General features: G+C 62.8%; 16 protein-coding genes. 12 read left to right on the top strand and 4 right to left on the bottom strand.

Annotation, left to right across the window (positions count from 1 at the left end):
- The first annotated feature begins 44 nt into the window (after nt 1-44).
- Nucleotides 45-1,037: a quinone oxidoreductase family protein gene (locus AC1DWA_RS27580; RefSeq protein ID WP_477917323.1), complete on the top strand. Its 993-nt coding sequence runs from the start codon at nt 45-47 to the stop codon at nt 1,035-1,037.
- On the opposite strand, the gene AC1DWA_RS27575 is transcribed toward AC1DWA_RS27580, so the two are convergent.
- Entirely contained in the window at nt 1,030-2,013 is a 984-nt protein-coding gene (locus AC1DWA_RS27575; protein ID WP_003944994.1) for a heme o synthase, read from the bottom strand. The genes AC1DWA_RS27580 and AC1DWA_RS27575 overlap by 8 nt on opposite strands.
- 201 nt (nt 2,014-2,214) lie before the next feature.
- Between AC1DWA_RS27575 and tkt the strand changes: the two genes are divergently transcribed.
- The 10 genes from tkt to AC1DWA_RS27525 all read left to right on the top strand — a co-directional run bounded on the left by tkt (nt 2,215) and on the right by AC1DWA_RS27525 (nt 11,989).
- Entirely contained in the window at nt 2,215-4,317 is a 2,103-nt protein-coding gene (tkt, locus tag AC1DWA_RS27570; protein WP_047888340.1) for a transketolase, read from the top strand.
- Nucleotides 4,318-4,322: 5 nt separating this feature from the next.
- Nucleotides 4,323-5,447 (top strand): transaldolase, encoded by a 1,125-nt coding sequence (gene tal / locus AC1DWA_RS27565; RefSeq protein WP_477846629.1) that lies wholly within the window; start codon nt 4,323-4,325, stop codon nt 5,445-5,447.
- Between the two features lie 4 nt (nt 5,448-5,451).
- Nucleotides 5,452-6,996 (top strand): glucose-6-phosphate dehydrogenase, encoded by a 1,545-nt coding sequence (gene zwf / locus AC1DWA_RS27560; protein WP_477917321.1) that lies wholly within the window; start codon nt 5,452-5,454, stop codon nt 6,994-6,996.
- Nucleotides 6,996-7,904 carry a glucose-6-phosphate dehydrogenase assembly protein OpcA gene (gene opcA / locus AC1DWA_RS27555; RefSeq protein WP_019748400.1) on the top strand — a complete coding sequence of 303 codons (909 nt, stop codon included), beginning with the start codon at nt 6,996-6,998 and terminating at the stop codon, nt 7,902-7,904. Before zwf ends, opcA begins: the two co-directional genes overlap by 1 nt.
- Nucleotides 7,897-8,634: a 6-phosphogluconolactonase gene (gene pgl / locus AC1DWA_RS27550; RefSeq protein ID WP_020907720.1), complete on the top strand. Its 738-nt coding sequence runs from the start codon at nt 7,897-7,899 to the stop codon at nt 8,632-8,634. The genes opcA and pgl overlap by 8 nt, the downstream gene beginning before the upstream one ends.
- A gap of 326 nt (nt 8,635-8,960) precedes the next feature.
- Complete coding sequence (locus AC1DWA_RS27545; RefSeq protein WP_019748398.1) at nt 8,961-9,881, top strand: SDR family oxidoreductase; 921 nt, start codon at nt 8,961-8,963, stop codon at nt 9,879-9,881.
- A 26-nt stretch (nt 9,882-9,907) separates the two neighbouring features.
- Entirely contained in the window at nt 9,908-10,252 is a 345-nt protein-coding gene (locus tag AC1DWA_RS27540) for an iron chaperone (protein WP_477846630.1), read from the top strand.
- 32 nt (nt 10,253-10,284) lie between these two features.
- Nucleotides 10,285-11,007: an AAA family ATPase gene (locus AC1DWA_RS27535; RefSeq protein ID WP_141487297.1), complete on the top strand. Its 723-nt coding sequence runs from the start codon at nt 10,285-10,287 to the stop codon at nt 11,005-11,007.
- A 27-nt stretch (nt 11,008-11,034) separates the two neighbouring features.
- Complete coding sequence (locus AC1DWA_RS27530; RefSeq protein ID WP_019748395.1) at nt 11,035-11,355, top strand: TfoX/Sxy family protein; 321 nt, start codon at nt 11,035-11,037, stop codon at nt 11,353-11,355.
- A 121-nt stretch (nt 11,356-11,476) separates the two neighbouring features.
- A complete protein-coding gene (locus tag AC1DWA_RS27525) occupies nt 11,477-11,989 on the top strand; it encodes a hypothetical protein (protein WP_279163864.1) in 513 nt (170 codons plus the stop codon).
- On the opposite strand, the gene AC1DWA_RS27520 is transcribed toward AC1DWA_RS27525, so the two are convergent.
- From AC1DWA_RS27520 to secG, 3 genes are all read right to left on the bottom strand, one after another.
- The gene (locus tag AC1DWA_RS27520; RefSeq protein WP_021344228.1) at nt 11,976-12,761 is read right to left on the bottom strand and encodes an oxidoreductase; all 786 of its coding nucleotides are present in this window, start codon (nt 12,759-12,761) and stop codon (nt 11,976-11,978) included. The two genes, AC1DWA_RS27525 and AC1DWA_RS27520, sit on opposite strands and share 14 nt — an antisense overlap.
- A 104-nt stretch (nt 12,762-12,865) precedes the next feature.
- Complete coding sequence (ppc, locus tag AC1DWA_RS27515) at nt 12,866-15,640, bottom strand: phosphoenolpyruvate carboxylase (protein ID WP_029538096.1); 2,775 nt, start codon at nt 15,638-15,640, stop codon at nt 12,866-12,868.
- 103 nt (nt 15,641-15,743) lie between these two features.
- On the bottom strand, nt 15,744-15,977 hold the full coding sequence (secG, locus tag AC1DWA_RS27510; RefSeq protein ID WP_003944946.1) for a preprotein translocase subunit SecG: 234 nt from the start codon (nt 15,975-15,977) through the stop codon (nt 15,744-15,746).
- Nucleotides 15,978-16,187: 210 nt separating this feature from the next.
- Between secG and AC1DWA_RS27505 the strand changes: the two genes are divergently transcribed.
- Entirely contained in the window at nt 16,188-17,003 is an 816-nt protein-coding gene (locus tag AC1DWA_RS27505; RefSeq protein WP_070386055.1) for a tyrosine-protein phosphatase, read from the top strand.
- The last annotated feature ends 26 nt before the right edge of the window (nt 17,004-17,029 follow it).

The raw sequence follows: 17,029 nt of genomic DNA, 5'->3' as shown, positions 1-17,029 counted from the left end.
GGCATGGACTGAGCGTCGGCCGTCTCGGGTGTAGAACAGAAACCATGCGAGCCATCTACGTGACCGAGACCGGCGGACCAGAGGTTCTGACTCTGACCGAACAACCCGAACCGACACCCGGCCCAGGCGATCTACTCGTCAGGACCGAAGCGATCGGCATCAATTTCATCGACACGTATTTCCGAATGGGCCAGTACAAGCGTCCGCTCCCCTACATTCCCGGCGACGAGGGCAGCGGCGTCGTCGAAGCTGTCGGTTCCGACGTCACCGAATTCGCCGTTGGTGACCGTGTCGCGTGGGCGGCCGCCACGGGCAGCTACGCCGAGAAGGTGGCTGTTCCCGCCGCAGTCGCCGTGAAAGTGCCTGACGGTGTCCCGGCATCGGCCGCAGCGTCGGCGCTCCTGCAGGGGATGACGGCGCACTACCTCGCGAAGTCGACGTATCCGATCCAGAGCGGCGACACCGTGCTCGTGCACGCAGGCGCGGGCGGCGTCGGGTTGATCCTGACGCAGATGGCCGTCAGCCTCGGGGCGAAGGTCATCACGACTGTGTCGTCGGATGCGAAGGAAGAACTCTCGCGCGGCGCCGGTGCCTCGGAGGTCCTGCGGTACGACGAGGACATCGCAGCGCGAGTCCGGGAGTTGACCGGCGGCGAAGGAGTAGCGGCGGCATACGACGGCGTCGGCGCGACAACTTTTGATTCGAGCCTGGCTTCCGTCCGTATTCGCGGCACTGTCGCATTGTTCGGTGCGGCCAGTGGCCCGGTTCCGCCCGTCGATCCGCAGCGTCTCAATTCATCGGGTTCGCTGTTCCTGACGCGTCCGACGCTCGCACATCACATTCGCACTCGTGAGGAACTGACCTGGCGTGCCGGCGATGTCTTCGACGCCATTGCGGCCGGGAATCTCGATATTCGCGTCGGCGCCGAGTATCCGCTCGCCGACGCGGCAACAGCGCATCGGGATCTGGAGGGTCGAGCAACGACCGCCTTTATTAACCGCCCGCGGTTAATAAAGGCGCACAGCAGAATCAGCTGAGCATGTCGCTGATCGTCTGGAGTCCGAGAACCGAGTCGACAGCGAGGCCGACGAAAACGATCGCAAGATAGTTGTTCGACTGCAGGAACAGGCGCAGCGGCTTGACCTGAGCACCGCCGCGAACGCTGCGGTACAGCTGATGAGCCATGAGCAGGAACCACGCACCGGCGACGATGGTGATGGCGGCGTAGATGACGCCCGACGCGGGGACGAGGACAAGCGTCGTGACGACCATCGCCCAGCTGTAGAACAGGATCTGCTTGGTGACGTGCTCCTCGGTGGCGATCACCGGAAGCATGGGAACGCCTGCCGCCTTGTAGTCCTCTTTGTATCGCATCGCGAGCGCCCAGGTGTGCGGCGGCGTCCAGAAGAAGATGATCAGAAACAGCACGACGGGCTGCCAGCTCAGCGACCCGGTGACAGCGGCCCAGCCTACGAGGACGGGCATACATCCGGCTGCGCCACCCCAGATGACGTTCTGCCAGGTACGACGCTTGAGAACCATCGTGTAGATGAGGACGTAGAACGCGATCGTGATCACGACGAGGATGCCGGCCAGGAGGTTGGCTCGCCACCACAGCCACAGGAACGACGCGAGTCCGAGAAGAAGTCCGAAGACGAGTGCGTTACGGGTCGGCACCGCCTCGCGGGCCAACGGACGCTTCGCGGTGCGCTTCATGACCTTGTCGATGTCGGCGTCGACGACGCAGTTGAGCGAGTTCGCACTCGCCGCGCCCATCCAGCCACCGAAGAGGGTGCTGAGGATCAGAACGATGTCGACCGTTCCGCGATCTGCCAGCAGCATTGCCGGAATGGTTGCCACCAACAGCAATTCGATAACTCGCGGCTTCGTGAGCGCGATATAAGCCAGAACCTTGCCCGTTGCGCGTCCCCACACCGTATCGGTATTGGTCGCCCGCGGGGCGGCACCTGGGCTGCCGAAGCCATGTCCGCTCGGCTGTTGCCCTGTCCGCACGTTCTCTCCTTGCACCACGCGTTACCGCACTAACTGTTCACGACACACTGCTGACACTGTCCTCTACTACGAACGATGGTAGACCGCAGCCATTGAGGAACCGAATCGACCCGGACAGCCAGGACCATTAGGCTGGGTTACGCAGTGGAGGGACACCCCACCCTCGCAATCCACGTACACCATGTCAGGAGACATCTGCCAGTGTCGATCACAGACGAGATCCACGTCCTCACGCAACCCGTCCACCCCTCGGACTGGACCGACCTGGACACCAAGGCTGTCGATACCGCCCGCGTGCTCGCCGCCGACGCGGTTCAGAAGGTCGGCAACGGCCATCCCGGAACTGCAATGAGCTTGGCGCCGTTGGCATACACCCTCTTTCAGCGCATCATGCGCCACGATCCTTCGGATGCAGAATGGGTCGGCCGTGACCGCTTCGTTCTTTCCTGTGGCCATTCGTCCTTGACGCTGTACACCCAGCTCTACCTCTCGGGCTACGGTCTCGAGCTTGCTGACCTCGAAGCTCTCCGCACATGGGGCGCACTGACCCCCGGTCACCCCGAGGTCGGCCACACCGTCGGCGTCGAGATGACCACCGGTCCGCTCGGCCAGGGCCTTGCGTCCGCAGTCGGCATGGCCATGGCTGCGCGTCGTGAGCGCGGGCTGTTCGATCCGGAGACCCCGGTCGGCTCCTCCCCCTTCGACCATCACATCTACGTGATCGCGTCCGACGGTGACATCGAGGAAGGCGTCACCTCCGAGGCGTCGTCACTCGCGGGTGTCCAGGAACTGGGCAACCTGATCGTCTTCTACGACGACAACAAGATCTCCATCGAGCACGACACCGCCATCGCTCTCGGCGAAGACGTCGGAAAGCGCTACGAGGCATACGGCTGGCACGTTCAGCACGTCGAGGGCGGCGAGAACGTCTCCGGCATCCTCGACGCGGTTGCCGCAGCCAAGGCCGTCGTCGATCGTCCGTCCATCATCTTGCTCCGCACCATCATCGGTTTCCCGGCGCCGAAGAAGATGAACACCGGCGACGTTCACGGCTCCGCACTCGGTGCCGACGAGGTCGCCGCGGTCAAGGAAGCCCTCGGGTTCGATCCGAGCAAGTCCTTCGACGTAGACGCCGACGCTCTGGCTCACGCCCGTGAGGTCGTCTCGCGCGGAGCCGACGCACACAAGGCATGGCAGGTCGAGTTCGACGCGTGGGCCGCACGTGAGTCCGAGCGCAAGGAACTCTTCGACCGCCTGTTCGCCGGTGAGTTCCCTGCCGGCTGGGCCGACGCTCTCCCGACCTACGAGGCCGACGCCAAGGGCGTTGCGACTCGCAAGGCCTCCGGTTCGGCTCTCAACGCGCTCGGACCGATCCTGCCCGAGCTGTGGGGCGGTTCCGCCGACCTCGCCGGCAGCAACAACACCACCATCAAGGGCGCGGATTCGTTCGGCCCCTTCTCCATCTCCACGAGCGACTGGACTGCGCAGCCTTACGGCCGCACGCTTCACTTCGGTATCCGTGAGCACGCGATGGGCTCGATCCTCAATGGCATCGCGCTGCACGGCCCGACCCGCCCGTACGGCGGAACCTTCATGGTCTTCTCCGACTACATGCGTCCGGCGGTTCGCCTGGCTGCACTGATGAAGACTGCCGTCACCTACGTCTGGACCCACGACTCGATCGGTCTCGGCGAAGACGGCCCGACTCACCAGCCGGTCGAGCACCTCGCTGCTCTTCGTGCGATCCCGAACCTCGCCGTCGTCCGCCCGGGTGACGCCAACGAGACCTCGTTCGCATGGCAGGCAGCACTCGAGAACAAGACGGGCCCGACGGCTCTGGCGCTCACCCGCCAGGACATCCCGGTTCTCGAAGGCACCAAGGAGAAGGCTGCCGAAGGCGTCAAGCGCGGCGCTTACGTCCTCGTCGACGCTGCCAACGGTTCGCCCGAGGTCATCTTGCTTGCGACCGGTTCCGAACTGCATCTGGCCACCGAGGCTCGCGAGACCCTCGAAGCTCAGGGTGTCGCAACCCGCGTCGTTTCCGTGCCGTGCCTCGACTGGTTCCTCGAGCAGGATCAGGCGTACCGCGACGAGGTCATTCCGCCCGCCGTCCGCGCACGCGTGTCCGTCGAAGCCGGTATCGCAATGCCGTGGTGGCGCATCCTCGGCGACGCCGGCCAGGCCGTCTCGCTCGAGCATTACGGCGCTTCCGCCGATTACAAGACCTTGTACCGGGAGTTCGGCATCACTGCCGACGCGACTGTCGAAGCCGCGCAGCGCTCCCTCGCATCTGTGAAGGGATGATCTCGATGACACAGAACGTGAATACCGAAAAGCTCTCCGCTGCAGGCGTTTCCATCTGGCTCGACGACCTCTCGCGAGATCGCATCCAGTCCGGCAACCTGCAGAACCTCATCGACACGAAGTCGATCGTGGGTGTCACGACCAACCCGTCGATCTTCCAGGCGGCACTGTCCAAGGGCTCGGACTACGACGCTCAGGTTCGCGAGTTGGCCGAGCGCGGCGCTGATGTCGACGCCACCATCACGGCCGTCACCACCGACGACGTGCGCGCTGCGTGCGACATCCTGGCCCCGCAGTTCGAGGCCTCGAACGGCGTCGACGGCCGCGTGTCCATCGAGGTCGATCCTCGTCTGGCGCACGACACCGACGCGACTGTCGCGCAGGCGATCGAGCTGCACAAGATCGTCGACCGCCCGAATGTCCTCATCAAGATCCCCGCGACGCTGGCCGGTATCCCCGCCATCGCCAAGGTGATCGGTGAAGGCATCAGCGTCAACGTCACTTTGATCTTCTCGGTCGAGCGCTACGAAGCTGTCATGGGCGCGTACCTCGACGGTCTGGACACCGCCAAGGCTGCCGGCCGCGACATCTCGTCCATCGAGTCGGTCGCCTCGTTCTTCGTCTCCCGTGTGGATTCCGAGATCGACAACCGCCTCACGGCGATCGGCACGCCGGAAGCTCTCGAGCTTCGTGGCAAGGCTGCACTCGCAAACGCTCGTCTGGCGTACAACGCGTACCAGCAGATCTTCGAGGTGCAGCCGCGCTTCCAGGCTCTCCTGGCCGATGGCGCCAAGGCTCAGCGCCCGCTGTGGGCGTCGACCGGCGTGAAGAACCCGGATTACCCGGACACGCTCTACGTCACCGAGCTGGTTGCGCCCAACACGGTCAACACCATGCCGGAGAAGACGCTCGACGCTCTCGCCGACCATGGTGAGATCACGGGCGACACGATTTCGGGCACCGCTCAGGACTCGCAGGTCGTCTTCGATCAGCTCGCAGCTGTCGGCATCGATCTTGCGGACGTGTTCAAGGTCCTCGAGACCGAGGGCGTCGACAAGTTCGAGGTGTCCTGGAACGAGTTGCTCGACGCAACTGCCGAGCAGCTTCGCACAGCAACCCAGAAGAGCTGAGCCTGTGAGCGATTCCGCGGCGGCATCAGATTGGGTGAATCCCCTTCGGGACAGCACCGACAAACGGCTTCCGCACATTGCGGGGCCCTGCGCCCTGGTGATCTTCGGTGTTACCGGCGACCTCGCCAGGCGCAAGCTCATGCCAGCCATCTACGACCTCGCCAACCGTGGACTGTTGCCGCCCGGATTCGCTCTGGTCGGGTTCGCCCGGCGTGAATGGACGGACGAGGACTTCGCGAACGTCGTCCTCGAAGCAGTCAAGGACGGTGCTCGCACGAAGTTCCGTCAGGACGTCTGGGAGAGGCTCGCCGAAGGTATCCGGTTCGTGGAGGGCAGTTTCGACGAGGCCGAGGCCTTCCAGAACCTGTCCGAGACGTTGGCCACCCTCGACAACGAACGTGGTATCGGCGGCAATCACGGGTTCTACCTTGCGATTCCGCCCAACGCGTTTCCTCAGGTGCTCGAGCAACTGTCGGCGTCGGGCCTCGCGCAGGCCGAGGACGGTCAGTGGCGACGAGTTGTCATCGAGAAGCCGTTCGGTCACGACCTCGAGAGCGCTCGCGAACTGAACGCCGTCGTCAACAAGGTGTTCCCCGAGGACACGGTCTTCCGTATCGACCACTATCTCGGCAAGGAAACGGTCCAGAACATCCTGGCTCTGCGCTTCGCGAACCAGTTGTTCGATCCGATCTGGAACGCGCACTACGTCGACCACGTCCAGATCACGATGGCCGAGGACATCGGCCTCGGTGGCCGTGCCGGGTACTACGACGGCATCGGCGCGGCCCGTGACGTGATCCAGAACCACCTGCTCCAATTGCTCGCGTTCACGGCGATGGAAGAACCCATCAGCTTCGAACCGCTCAATCTGCAGGCGGAGAAGATCAAGGTTCTTTCGGCAACGCGTCTGGCCGAACCACTCGACGAGACCACTGCCCGCGGACAATACGAAGGTGGTTGGCAGGGCGGGTTGCCGGTAGTCGGACTCCTCGAAGAAGAGGGCTTCGCAGCGGACTCCACAACGGAGACCTTTGCCGCCATCACCCTCGAGGTCGACACCCGTCGCTGGGCGGGCGTGCCGTTCTACCTGCGCACGGGCAAGCGTCTCGGCCGCCGCGTCACCGAGATCGCAGTGGTCTTCAAGCGCGCACCACACCTGCCGTTCGACAAGACCATGACCGAAGATCTCRGCCAGAACGCACTCGTGATCCGCGTGCAGCCTGACGAGGGCGTCACCATGCGGTTCGGCTCGAAGGTTCCCGGATCGAGCATGGAAGTCCGTGACGTCAACATGGACTTCTCGTACGGTCAGGCTTTCACCGAGTCGTCACCGGAGGCGTACGAGCGACTCATCCTCGACGTGTTGCTCGGCGAGCCGTCTCTCTTCCCCGTCAATGCCGAAGTCGAATTGTCTTGGGAAATCCTCGATCCCGTCCTCGAACACTGGGCAGCCGGCGGCAAGCCGGAACCCTACGAGGCTGGAACGTGGGGACCACCGTCTGCGGACGAAATGATGCAACGCACCGGACGCGAATGGAGGCGACCCTAGTGATTCTCGATTTGCCCTCCACCACCACGGTCCAGGTCAGCAAGAAACTGGTCGAGGTACGTAAGACCGGCGGCGCTGTCACCTTGGGACGTGTGCTCACGCTTGTCGTCTGCACCAGGGACACCGGGAACGCCGAGGCCGCAATCGAGGCCGCCAACGAAGCAAGCCGCGAGCACCCCTGCCGCGTCATCGTGCTTCTGCGTGGCGACGAGCAGAGCGAGCCTCGGCTCGATGCTCAGATCCGCGTCGGTGGGGATGCCGGCGCCTCTGAGGTCGTGGTGCTGCGCCTCTACGGTCCCCTGGCGGACCACGAGAGCAGCGTCGTCATCCCGTTCCTGCTCCCCGACACACCGGTAGTCGCGTGGTGGCCCCTCGAGGCACCTGAGATTCCGGCGAAGGACCCCGTCGGAAAGCTTGCGATCCGTCGTATCACCGACGCCACCGGTGCCCCGGATCCGACTGCCACCATCAAGGGACGACTCGCGTCGTACACCGCCGGTGACACCGATCTCGCCTGGAGTCGCGTCACCTACTGGCGCGCACTGCTCGCGTCGGCTCTCGATCAGCCGCCGCACGAGAAGATCACCTCAGCGGTGGTCTCCGGTCTCAAAACCGAACCGGCACTGGATATTCTCGCCGGTTGGTTGGCTGCCAAGATCGACGGTCCGGTCATCCGACGTACGGGTGAGCTCACCGTCGAGCTGAAGCTGGAGACTCGCAGCATCTCCATCAGCCGCCCACAGGAGGGTACGACCGCAACCCTGATCCGCACCGGTCAGCCCGACTCGCTGGTCTCGCTCGGTCGTCGAGAGACGCGCGATTGCCTCGCCGAGGAATTGCGTCGGCTCGATCCGGACGAGATCTACGAAGAAGCGCTGGCTGGATTGGAGAAGGTGACCTATGAGTGATGTTGTCGTAGAGAAGTTTTCCGACGCCGGCCAACTGGTCGATGCCGCTGCCGCACGCCTGGTCACGACGATCGTTGATGCCCAGAGGGCTCGCGGGTTCGCATCCATCGTTCTGACGGGTGGCGGWACCGGGATCGCACTTCTCGAGAAGTTGCGTGACGCTCCCGGCGACATCGACTGGTCGCAGATCGATCTGTACTGGGGCGACGAGCGGTTCCTGCCGTCCGGCGATCCCGAGCGGAACGAAGTCCAGGCTCGTGAGGCGCTTCTCGATCACGTGCCGGTCGATCCCGACAGGGTGCATGCGATGGCCGCCTCCGACGGTATCTACGACGGTGATCCGCACGGGGCGGCGACGGCGTACGAACAACTGCTGGGCGCTCAGGCACACGGCAATCAGGTTCCGACGTTCGACGTGCACCTGCTCGGTATGGGTGGAGAAGGACACGTCAACTCGTTGTTCCCGCATACCGACGCCGTTCGCGAAGAAGCTCGTTTCGTTGTCGCGGTGACGGACTCCCCCAAGCCGCCACCGGTACGGATCACCCTGACGCTGCCTGCTGTTCGGCGTGCCAAAGAGGTCTGGCTGCTCGTCTCGGGTGCTGCAAAGGCCGAGGCCGTTGCCGAAGCCGTCGGAGGTGCTTCGTCCGAGGACTGGCCGTCCGCCGGCGCCACCGGTTTGGTGGCGACGCGTTGGTTCCTCGATACGGACGCTGCCTCGCAGCTCTGATCTGATTTCACGGATCTGATTTCACACCGGGCCGGGAATCGTCTTCAGGCGATTCCCGGCCCGGTGGTACATCGAGGACATTTTCACAGTGGCGAGTCATGACTACCCGCCGAGTCCGGATCCGATGCGAATTTCCTTTTGACGGAACGGAACTCAATCCCGAGATCCCTTGTCTCCAACGGGCACTCTGCCCTGCACAACGATTCATCTCTCCCCCTGTCTCGTTCTTTCGAGCGATTACTACCTTGGACGCCGCGAAGTAGGGTTCGGTTCCGTAGATCGCTTTCACTCTTGAACGAATCAATCCAGGCGAGAACAATCGAACAATGTCGTGGACACCGAATCCGGATGCACTTCGCGGGCGAGTGGCTGTTGTTGCCGGGGCGACGAGGGGCGCCGGACGCGGAATCGCCGCAGCCCTGGGTGAGGCCGGTGCAACCGTCATCTGCACTGGCCGGAGCACATCTGCCGGAATACTTCAGTCGGACTATCCGCGCGGCGAAACCATCGAGGAGACGGCAGAGCTTGTCACCGAACTGGGGGGCGTCGGCGTGCCGATTGCCGTCGATCATCTCAAGAGCAAACAAGTGGCTGATCTCGCCGAACGCTTGCGCGCCGACTATCAACATGTCGACATCTTGGTCAATGACATCTGGGGCGCGGAACTACTCAAGGGTGGGCCGGCGGAGTGGAACACGCCGGTATGGGAACACGATCTGGACAAGGGGTTTCACATTCTGCGCCTGGCGATCGACACCCACATCACCACGTCGCACCACCTCCTGCCGCTGATGATCGATCGGCCAGGCGGACTGGTCGCCGAAATAACCGACGGCACTACCGAATACAACGCATCGAACTATCGCATCTCGGTGTTCTACGACCTGGCGAAGGTGTCCGTGAACAGGCTTGCATTTTCGCAAGGCCACGAACTTGCCCCGTTCGGCTGTACTGCCGTCGCCATCACTCCGGGGTTCCTGCGATCGGAGATGATGCTCGACAATTTTGGTGTCGGCGAATCGAATTGGCGTGACGCTTTGTCGCCGGAGCGGGATGGGCCGACTGCACCTCCGGATTTTGCCCGCTCCGAGTCACCAAGATTCACAGGACGTGCGATCGCCGCCCTCGCCGCCGATTCGAATCGGAAGCGATGGAATCAGCGATCGGTCAGTTCAGGCGAACTCGGAACGGAATACGGGTTCACCGACACCGACGGCAGCCGCCCCGATTTTTGGCGAGCCAACTGAATCCGACAGTGATTAAGATCCGTTTCATGGCCGAATTCGCGACGATCGACGAATACATCGCGTCGTTTCCCACCGACGTGCAGCGATCCCTCGGTAGCATCCGCGAGACGATCCACAGCACTGTTCCCGGCCTCGATGAGACCATCAGCTATCGGATGCCGACCATGACGGTGAATGGGAAGAACCTGGTTCACTTCGCAGGCTGGAAACACCACATCTCGATGTACCCACTCCCCGCAGGTGACGCAGAGTTCGAGAAGTCCGTCGACCCGTACCGGGCTGCGAAATCAACCGTGAGGTTCCCGCTGAACAAACCGATCCGCCTCGATCTCGTGGCTCGAATCGTCGAATTGCTCGCGCAGCGCCACTAACCTCAGTTCCCGTCGGAGCCTTGTGAGAGCGTATGGCCGTGCAGAGACAACCCATCCGACGCATCAAGGCCGGGACATCGTCGGGCGCTGACGTAGGCAGCTGGCCGATGACGGTGCCCGCGGTTGCGCAGATCGTTCGGGACGGTCTTGAACTTCCACCGGGTGTCACCATTCTGGTCGGCGAAAACGGAGCGGGGAAGTCGACCGTCATCGAAATTCTTGCCGCCGTTCTCGGTCTCAATGCCGAAGGCGGGTCTACCAATACGCGATATCAGACCAGATCGAGTGAACCGAGCGGCCTCGACCTTGTGGTCGAGCGGAGCCCCGGCGCGTCGAAGTGGGCGTACTACCTCCGAGACGAAACCTTGCACGGGTTGTACACGTATTTGGAGGAGAACCCCAACCCCAGGCGACCTGAACCGCTTTACCATCACCTTTCCCACGGTGAGGCGCTGCTCGAGATCTTGTCGTCGAGGACCTCCGACGGCGGCTTCTATCTCATCGACGAACCCGATGCCGCACTCTCTTTCCAAGGGACCTTGACGCTGGTCGCGCTGCTCGGTGAGCTGGTGGAATCCGGCGCGCAGGCGGTGATCGCGACGCACTCGCCGATCATCGCGGCACTGCCGAACGCCAATCTGCTCGAGATCGGCGAATGGGGAATCCGAGCCGCGAGCTGGGAGGACCTCGATCTGGTCTCGAACTGGCAGCGGTTCCTTCACGACCCGCAGACGTACCTGCGCCACCTGATCTAACCTGGAACTCCACCCCAGGAGGCCTCCATGGCATACGACAAGGCGCTGGCTGAGCGTATCCGCGATGCGCTCTCGGGCGAGAGCGACGTCGAAGAAGTAAAGATGTTCGGTGGGCTGAGCTTCATGGTGAACGGGAAGCTGGCCGCCAGTGCGAACTCACACGGCAACATCATGGTTCGGTGTGACCCCGATCGAGTTGACGAACTCCTGACGCACAAGGGTGCAAGTTGGCCCGAGATGCGGGGTAAGCCGATGAGCAAGGGATGGATCGTCGTCGACCGAACCGGGACGAGTTCGAACGTCGAGTTCAATGCGTGGATCAAGGAAGCTCTGGACTTCGTGCACTGACTGGTACTGCCGGTTCGATCAATTTCGCTCGATTCGGCAAAAAGTGAAGTGGGCGGCCCTAGACTCCGAAAAAGCATTGGATTGGGCGCCACGACGGCGCGGAGGAAAGGTGGTCCGTCGCGTGACGTTCACACCCAATCAGCCGGATCACCAACGCGCCTTCGGGTTTCAGCCGCCGTCGACCCGCACGATTCCCTCCCTCATGCCCGACCGTTTCGGACCTAGCCTCATCGGATCGCTGTGGGCGTGCGCCGGGATCGTCGCCGGAAGCCTCGGCCCGTGGACGTCGTCCTCCGCCCTCGACCACAGTGGTATCGACGAATGCGGAGTGATCACACTCGTCCTCGCTCTGGGCTCGGTAACCGCGCTGATCACCCTCATGGTTCGAGACGTCACGCCCGAGATGAAGAATCACTGCACGGGACCGCTGGTGGGAATCGCCGTCTTGATCGTTGCCGTCGGAAACGCCGCGTCCATTGTGCGACGTAGTACCGAGGTCGCAGGGCACACCGCCGGACCGTCCATCGGGTGGGGACTGTGGGTGGTCATCGCGTCTGCAGTGATCCTGTGCATCATGTCGTCGTCCGTCGCGCACATGATCAGGTTTCAGGCAGCAATGATCACAAGGTCTTGATCAGCCCGCCGTCGATCACGAAATCCGCGCCCGTCACGTTCCCCGCGCGATCGCTGGCGAGGAACAACACCAGGTCCGCTACCTCTTCGGGAAAGGTGAAGCGGCCCGTCTCGGCGCCGGCGGCCGCACTTTCGACGATATCGTCGGCGGCTGAACCATTCGCCTTCGCCAGCGTCGAGGCCACTCCGTGCTTGCCGAGCCACAACTCCGTCTGCACCGGACCAGGGCTGACGGTATTGACGCGGATCCCCTTCCCGCCCAGTTCTTTCGACAACGACTTCGAGAAGTTGGTCAACGCCGCTTTGGCGGCGCTGTAGTCGATCACCGTCGGGTCAGGCAAGAATGCGTTGACCGAACTGATCGTCACGATGCTCCCGCCACCTCGGCGGATCAACTCCGGCAGCGCAGCGCGAACAGTGCGTACAGCCGACAAGAACGTCAGATTGAACGACGACGCCCACTCTTCGTCCGTGATAGCCGCGAAGCCGCTCGTTCTCGGAGTGACGGCGCCGACGTTGTTGACCAAGATGTCGACGCCGCCCCTCGCTGCTGCAACCTCGAGCAGTCGGGTGGATCCTTCGACACTCGCGAGGTCGACGCCGACAAAGGTGACGGCGCCGCCGGACTGCAGCGATTCGAGTTCCGGCGAGAGCGTCCGCGAGCCCGCGACGACGTGGACTCCCTCGGCCACCAAGGCACGAGTGATCGCCAACCCGATACCTTTTCCCGCGCCGGTAACCACGGCAGTTCGTCCGTCCAATTGCAGATCCACTGCGGTCCCCGTTCGGTCCGGTGCGCAGCGTTGGGTGTGCGTGCGACAGCTCTAGAGTCGCCGCACGCACACCCTGGTAAACCTGCAGAACCAGCCGCTGTTACCTAGCCACTGTTACGAAGCGCAGTGGCCAGGCCGTTCATCGTCAGCTGGATACCCCGACGCACCTGATCGCTCTCGTCGCCGGAACGGTACCGACGGATCAGCTCGACCTGTAGATGGTTGAGTGGTTCGAGGTACGGGAACCGGTTGTGAACCGAACGCTCGAGGCCCGAGTTGTCGGCAAAGAGGTTCTCGTTGCCTGTGATTGCCTTGTACATGCGAATTGTGCGTTCGTGCTCGTCGGTGATCATTCCGAAGACTCGATCGCGCAGTTCGGCGTCGGGCACGAGGTCCGCGTAGCGGGCCGCCAAACCGAGATCAGACTTCGACATCACCATGGCCATGTTCGAGAGCACGGTTCGGAAGAACGGCCACTTCTCGTACAGGGCCGTCAACGTGGCAAGGCGAGTGTCGTCTCCGTCTATCCATCTTTCGAACGCGGCGCCGGTTCCGTACCAACCCGGAAGCATCACGCGAGACTGACTCCACGAGAGCACCCAAGGAATGGCACGCAGATCGGAAATCGCCTTGGTCTGCTTGCGAGAGGCCGGACGAGAGCCGATATTGAGTGCTCCGATCTCGGCGACCGGTGTCGATGCTTCGAAGTACTGCACGAATCCTGGTGTGTCGTGCACCAATTCGCTGTACGCGGTGCGGGCGAGTGCCGCCAACTCGTCCAACACCGCGTAGGCCGCATCTGCGTCGCTGCCAAGACCTTCGACGTCGAGCAACGTCGACTCGATAGTCGCGGCGATGAGTGTTTCGAGGTTGCGGTGCGCCAGACGCGGTTCGGCGTACTTGGCCGCAATCACCTCACCCTGCTCGGTGATTCGCAGAGAACCAGCGACTGCGCCGGGGGGCTGCGCGAGAATCGCTTCGTAGCTCGGTCCGCCGCCACGTCCGACGGTTCCGCCGCGGCCGTGGAAGAGCCTCAACCTGATTCCGCTCTTACGCGCGGCATCGACGAGGTCGAGTTCGGCACGGTACAGCGCCCAGTTGGCGGCCAAGTACCCGCCGTCCTTGTTCGAGTCGGAGTACCCGAGCATCACTTCCTGACTGTCACCGCGCGAACGGACGATCGCACGATAGATCGGGATGTCGAGCGTCGCCAGCAATGTGTCGGCGCCGCCCTGCAGATCCTCGATCGTCTCGAACAACGGGACGATGCCGATCGGGCAGGAGGGTTCGCTACCGACGCCCGGATCGAGCACCCCGACCTCTTTGAGCAGCACCGCAGCTTCGAGCATGTCGCTGACCGAGGTACACATGCTGATGATGTAGTTGGGTACTGCGCCCGCTCCGAGAACCCGCACTGCCTTGGCGCCGGCCGCCATGATGGCCAGTTCCTTGGTGGTCAATTCGCTGAACTCGGCGTCCGGCGAAGTCAGTGGTCGCCGCGTCGTCAACTCGGCCGACAGCAGTTCGACTCGATCGGCTTCCGGCAAGGACGTGTAGTCCGGGTGAACTCCGGCCCACGCCAGAAGTTCTGCGACGACGCTTTCGTGTACCTCGGAGTTCTGCCGCATATCCAGACCGGACAGGTGAAAGCCGAACACCTCCACCGCTTCTCGGAGCCGGTCGAGTCGATCGTCGGCGATGGTCTCGTCGCCGAAACGACGCAACGAGGTGTCGATGATTCCGAGATCCCGCTGCAGTTGTGCCGGGTCGGTGTACGCCTCGAGTCCGTCGTCGGAGCCGTGGGCGGGCAACTCCCCCAGTACCGTCAGTGCGGTTGCGCTCAATCGCCCGCGGATACCGCGAATCGCACGACGGTACGGCTCGTCGGCCCGGAATGCAGAATCGTCGCCAGAGGTAGACGCCAGCAGATCGAGTTCGGGCGTGACGGACACCAGCCGCGCCGACATCGACAGTTCACGCTCTAGATGTTCGAGTTCCTCGAGATGATGCTCGAGAGCAGTCGCCGCAGCGCGCGACGTGGCGCGCTGGACGATTTCGCCGGTCACGTACGGATTGCCGTCCCGGTCACCGCCAATCCACGAACCCGGCCTCAGGATCGGTTCCGGCAGGAGCCCGGCGTCCGGCCAACGCGTGCGCAGAGCTTTGCGGACCTCGGCATTGATCTTCGGAATCACCTCGAACAACGCCGCGTCGTAGTAGCGCAGGCCTACCTCGATTTCATCCTGGATACGGAGGCGGCTGAGCCGGATCAGAGCCGTCTGCCACAGGGTCAGAATCTGACGGCGCAATTGCAGATCGACGTCAGCGGTTTCTGCGACGCTCAGCGCCGTGCGCTCGCGGTATCGCATCAACTCGGTGATCCGACTCTGCGTCTCGAACACCGTGCGGCGTCGAGTCTCCGTCGGGTGAGCGGTGATGACGGGTGAGACCAGGGCGCCCCGCAGCGCTTCTTCGACGGTAGCCGAATCGATATCGGCTGCATCGAGTTTGGTGTACGTGGCGGCGAGAGTGCTGTCGCGGGGCGGTTCACCCGCGTTGACGTGGATGGCCCGTCGACGCTCGCGGTGGATGTCCTCGGCCAGGTTGGCGAGCAGCGCGAAGTGACTGAACGCACGAATGACGGGAATGGCGTCGTCCGTACTGATTTCGGCGAACAGCGACACCAGTTCGGCGCGGTCGATCTCCGACCGACGGACTCGGAACGACTCGACACGAGCTCGCTCGACCAGATCGAAAACATTGTCGCCGGCTTGCTCTCGCACTATTTGTCCGAGTATTCCACCGAGAAGCCGGATGTCTTCGCGCAGCGGCTCGGTGGCCTCTCGCGGTGTTTCTCGATGCGACGCGGTTTCAGTCATCACTCAATTATCGACCGAAACAAAGAACCCCGCTCGATAGGCGGGGTTCCGTGTCTGAAATTCGTGTGTGAAAAACTACCGGCTGCAAGTCATGAGCCGAGAATCAGGCGAACTTGATCTCCAGGCCGATGCCGACGATCGAGATGAGCCAGATCAACGCGGTGAAGACCGTCAACCGGTCGAGGTTCTTCTCGACAACAGTCGATCCGGACAGGCTGGACTGGACACCGCCACCGAACAGACTCGACAAACCGCCGCCCTTACCGCGGTGCAGGAGCACCAAGGCGATGAGGAGCAAGCTGGTGATGACCAGCAGGATATCCAGGAACAGTTTCATGTCTGTCTACGTCCACCAATCCAATAGGGACAACTACAACCGATAACACCATACAGGCGCGCACAGATAGCCTGACCACATACCCGCCTCGCACATGACTTTGCACCCGGCCAGGCACGACTCTTGGTCAGTGGCATCGATCACACTGTCGAGATACCGATTCAGTAGTTTTTCAAGTTGACGCGACTCTACCTCCGAAAGGCCGGCTCCATGCTTTCCGACACTGCCCTGCCCGACACTGCCCTGCCCGACACTGCCCTGCCCGACATACCCTTGCCTGACACACCACGTCTTGCTTCGATTCACAACTTCCGCGACGTGGCCGGCCCCGGGTACGTCACGACCAGCGGACAGGCGATGAGCCGCGGAGTTTTCTACCGCGCAAACGTGCTGACGCCCTCGCCTGAGGATCTTGCAATCGTGGAATCGCTGGGGCTGACCGCCGTCTACGACGTGCGCTCCGAAACCGAGGCGAACGAAACTCCCGACACCGTGCCTGCGCCAGCGATGTACGCCCACATTCCCATCCTGTCCGGCAACATCCACGCCGAAGCGATGGCTCTCAGAACAGCGGACGCTGCAACAGCTTTCATGCAGAACATCAATCGCAGCTTTGTCGCAGACCCCGTCACTCGCAGCGGATTCTCGCAGTTGTTCGCCGCCCTGGCCACTACCGCCGGGCCGCAACTCTTCCACTGCACGGCAGGCAAGGACCGAACAGGCTGGGCAGCAGCACTACTGCAGACACTCGCCGGTGTACCGCGCGAAACGATCATGGCGGACTACCTGCTCACGAATACGTACTCGGCCGAGTACATCGATGCGACGGTCGCAACGATCGCCGCCGCCACAGATGCAGACAAGGGCGAGGTGATCCGGTTGCTGCTGTCCGTCGACGCAAGTTACCTGGGCGCTGCCTTCGAGCAGGTGGAGCACCACTACGGGACCGTCGAGAACTATCTGACCACCGGGTTGGACCTTGCTCCCGAACTCGTCGGCGCTTTGGAAACCAAACTCGTGCGATGAATCCGGCGAATCAAAAAACTGCGGGG

Source organism: Rhodococcus sp. P4_F3_2 (assembly GCF_056401335.1).
This window is presented reverse-complemented; position numbering and strand designations above follow the sequence as displayed.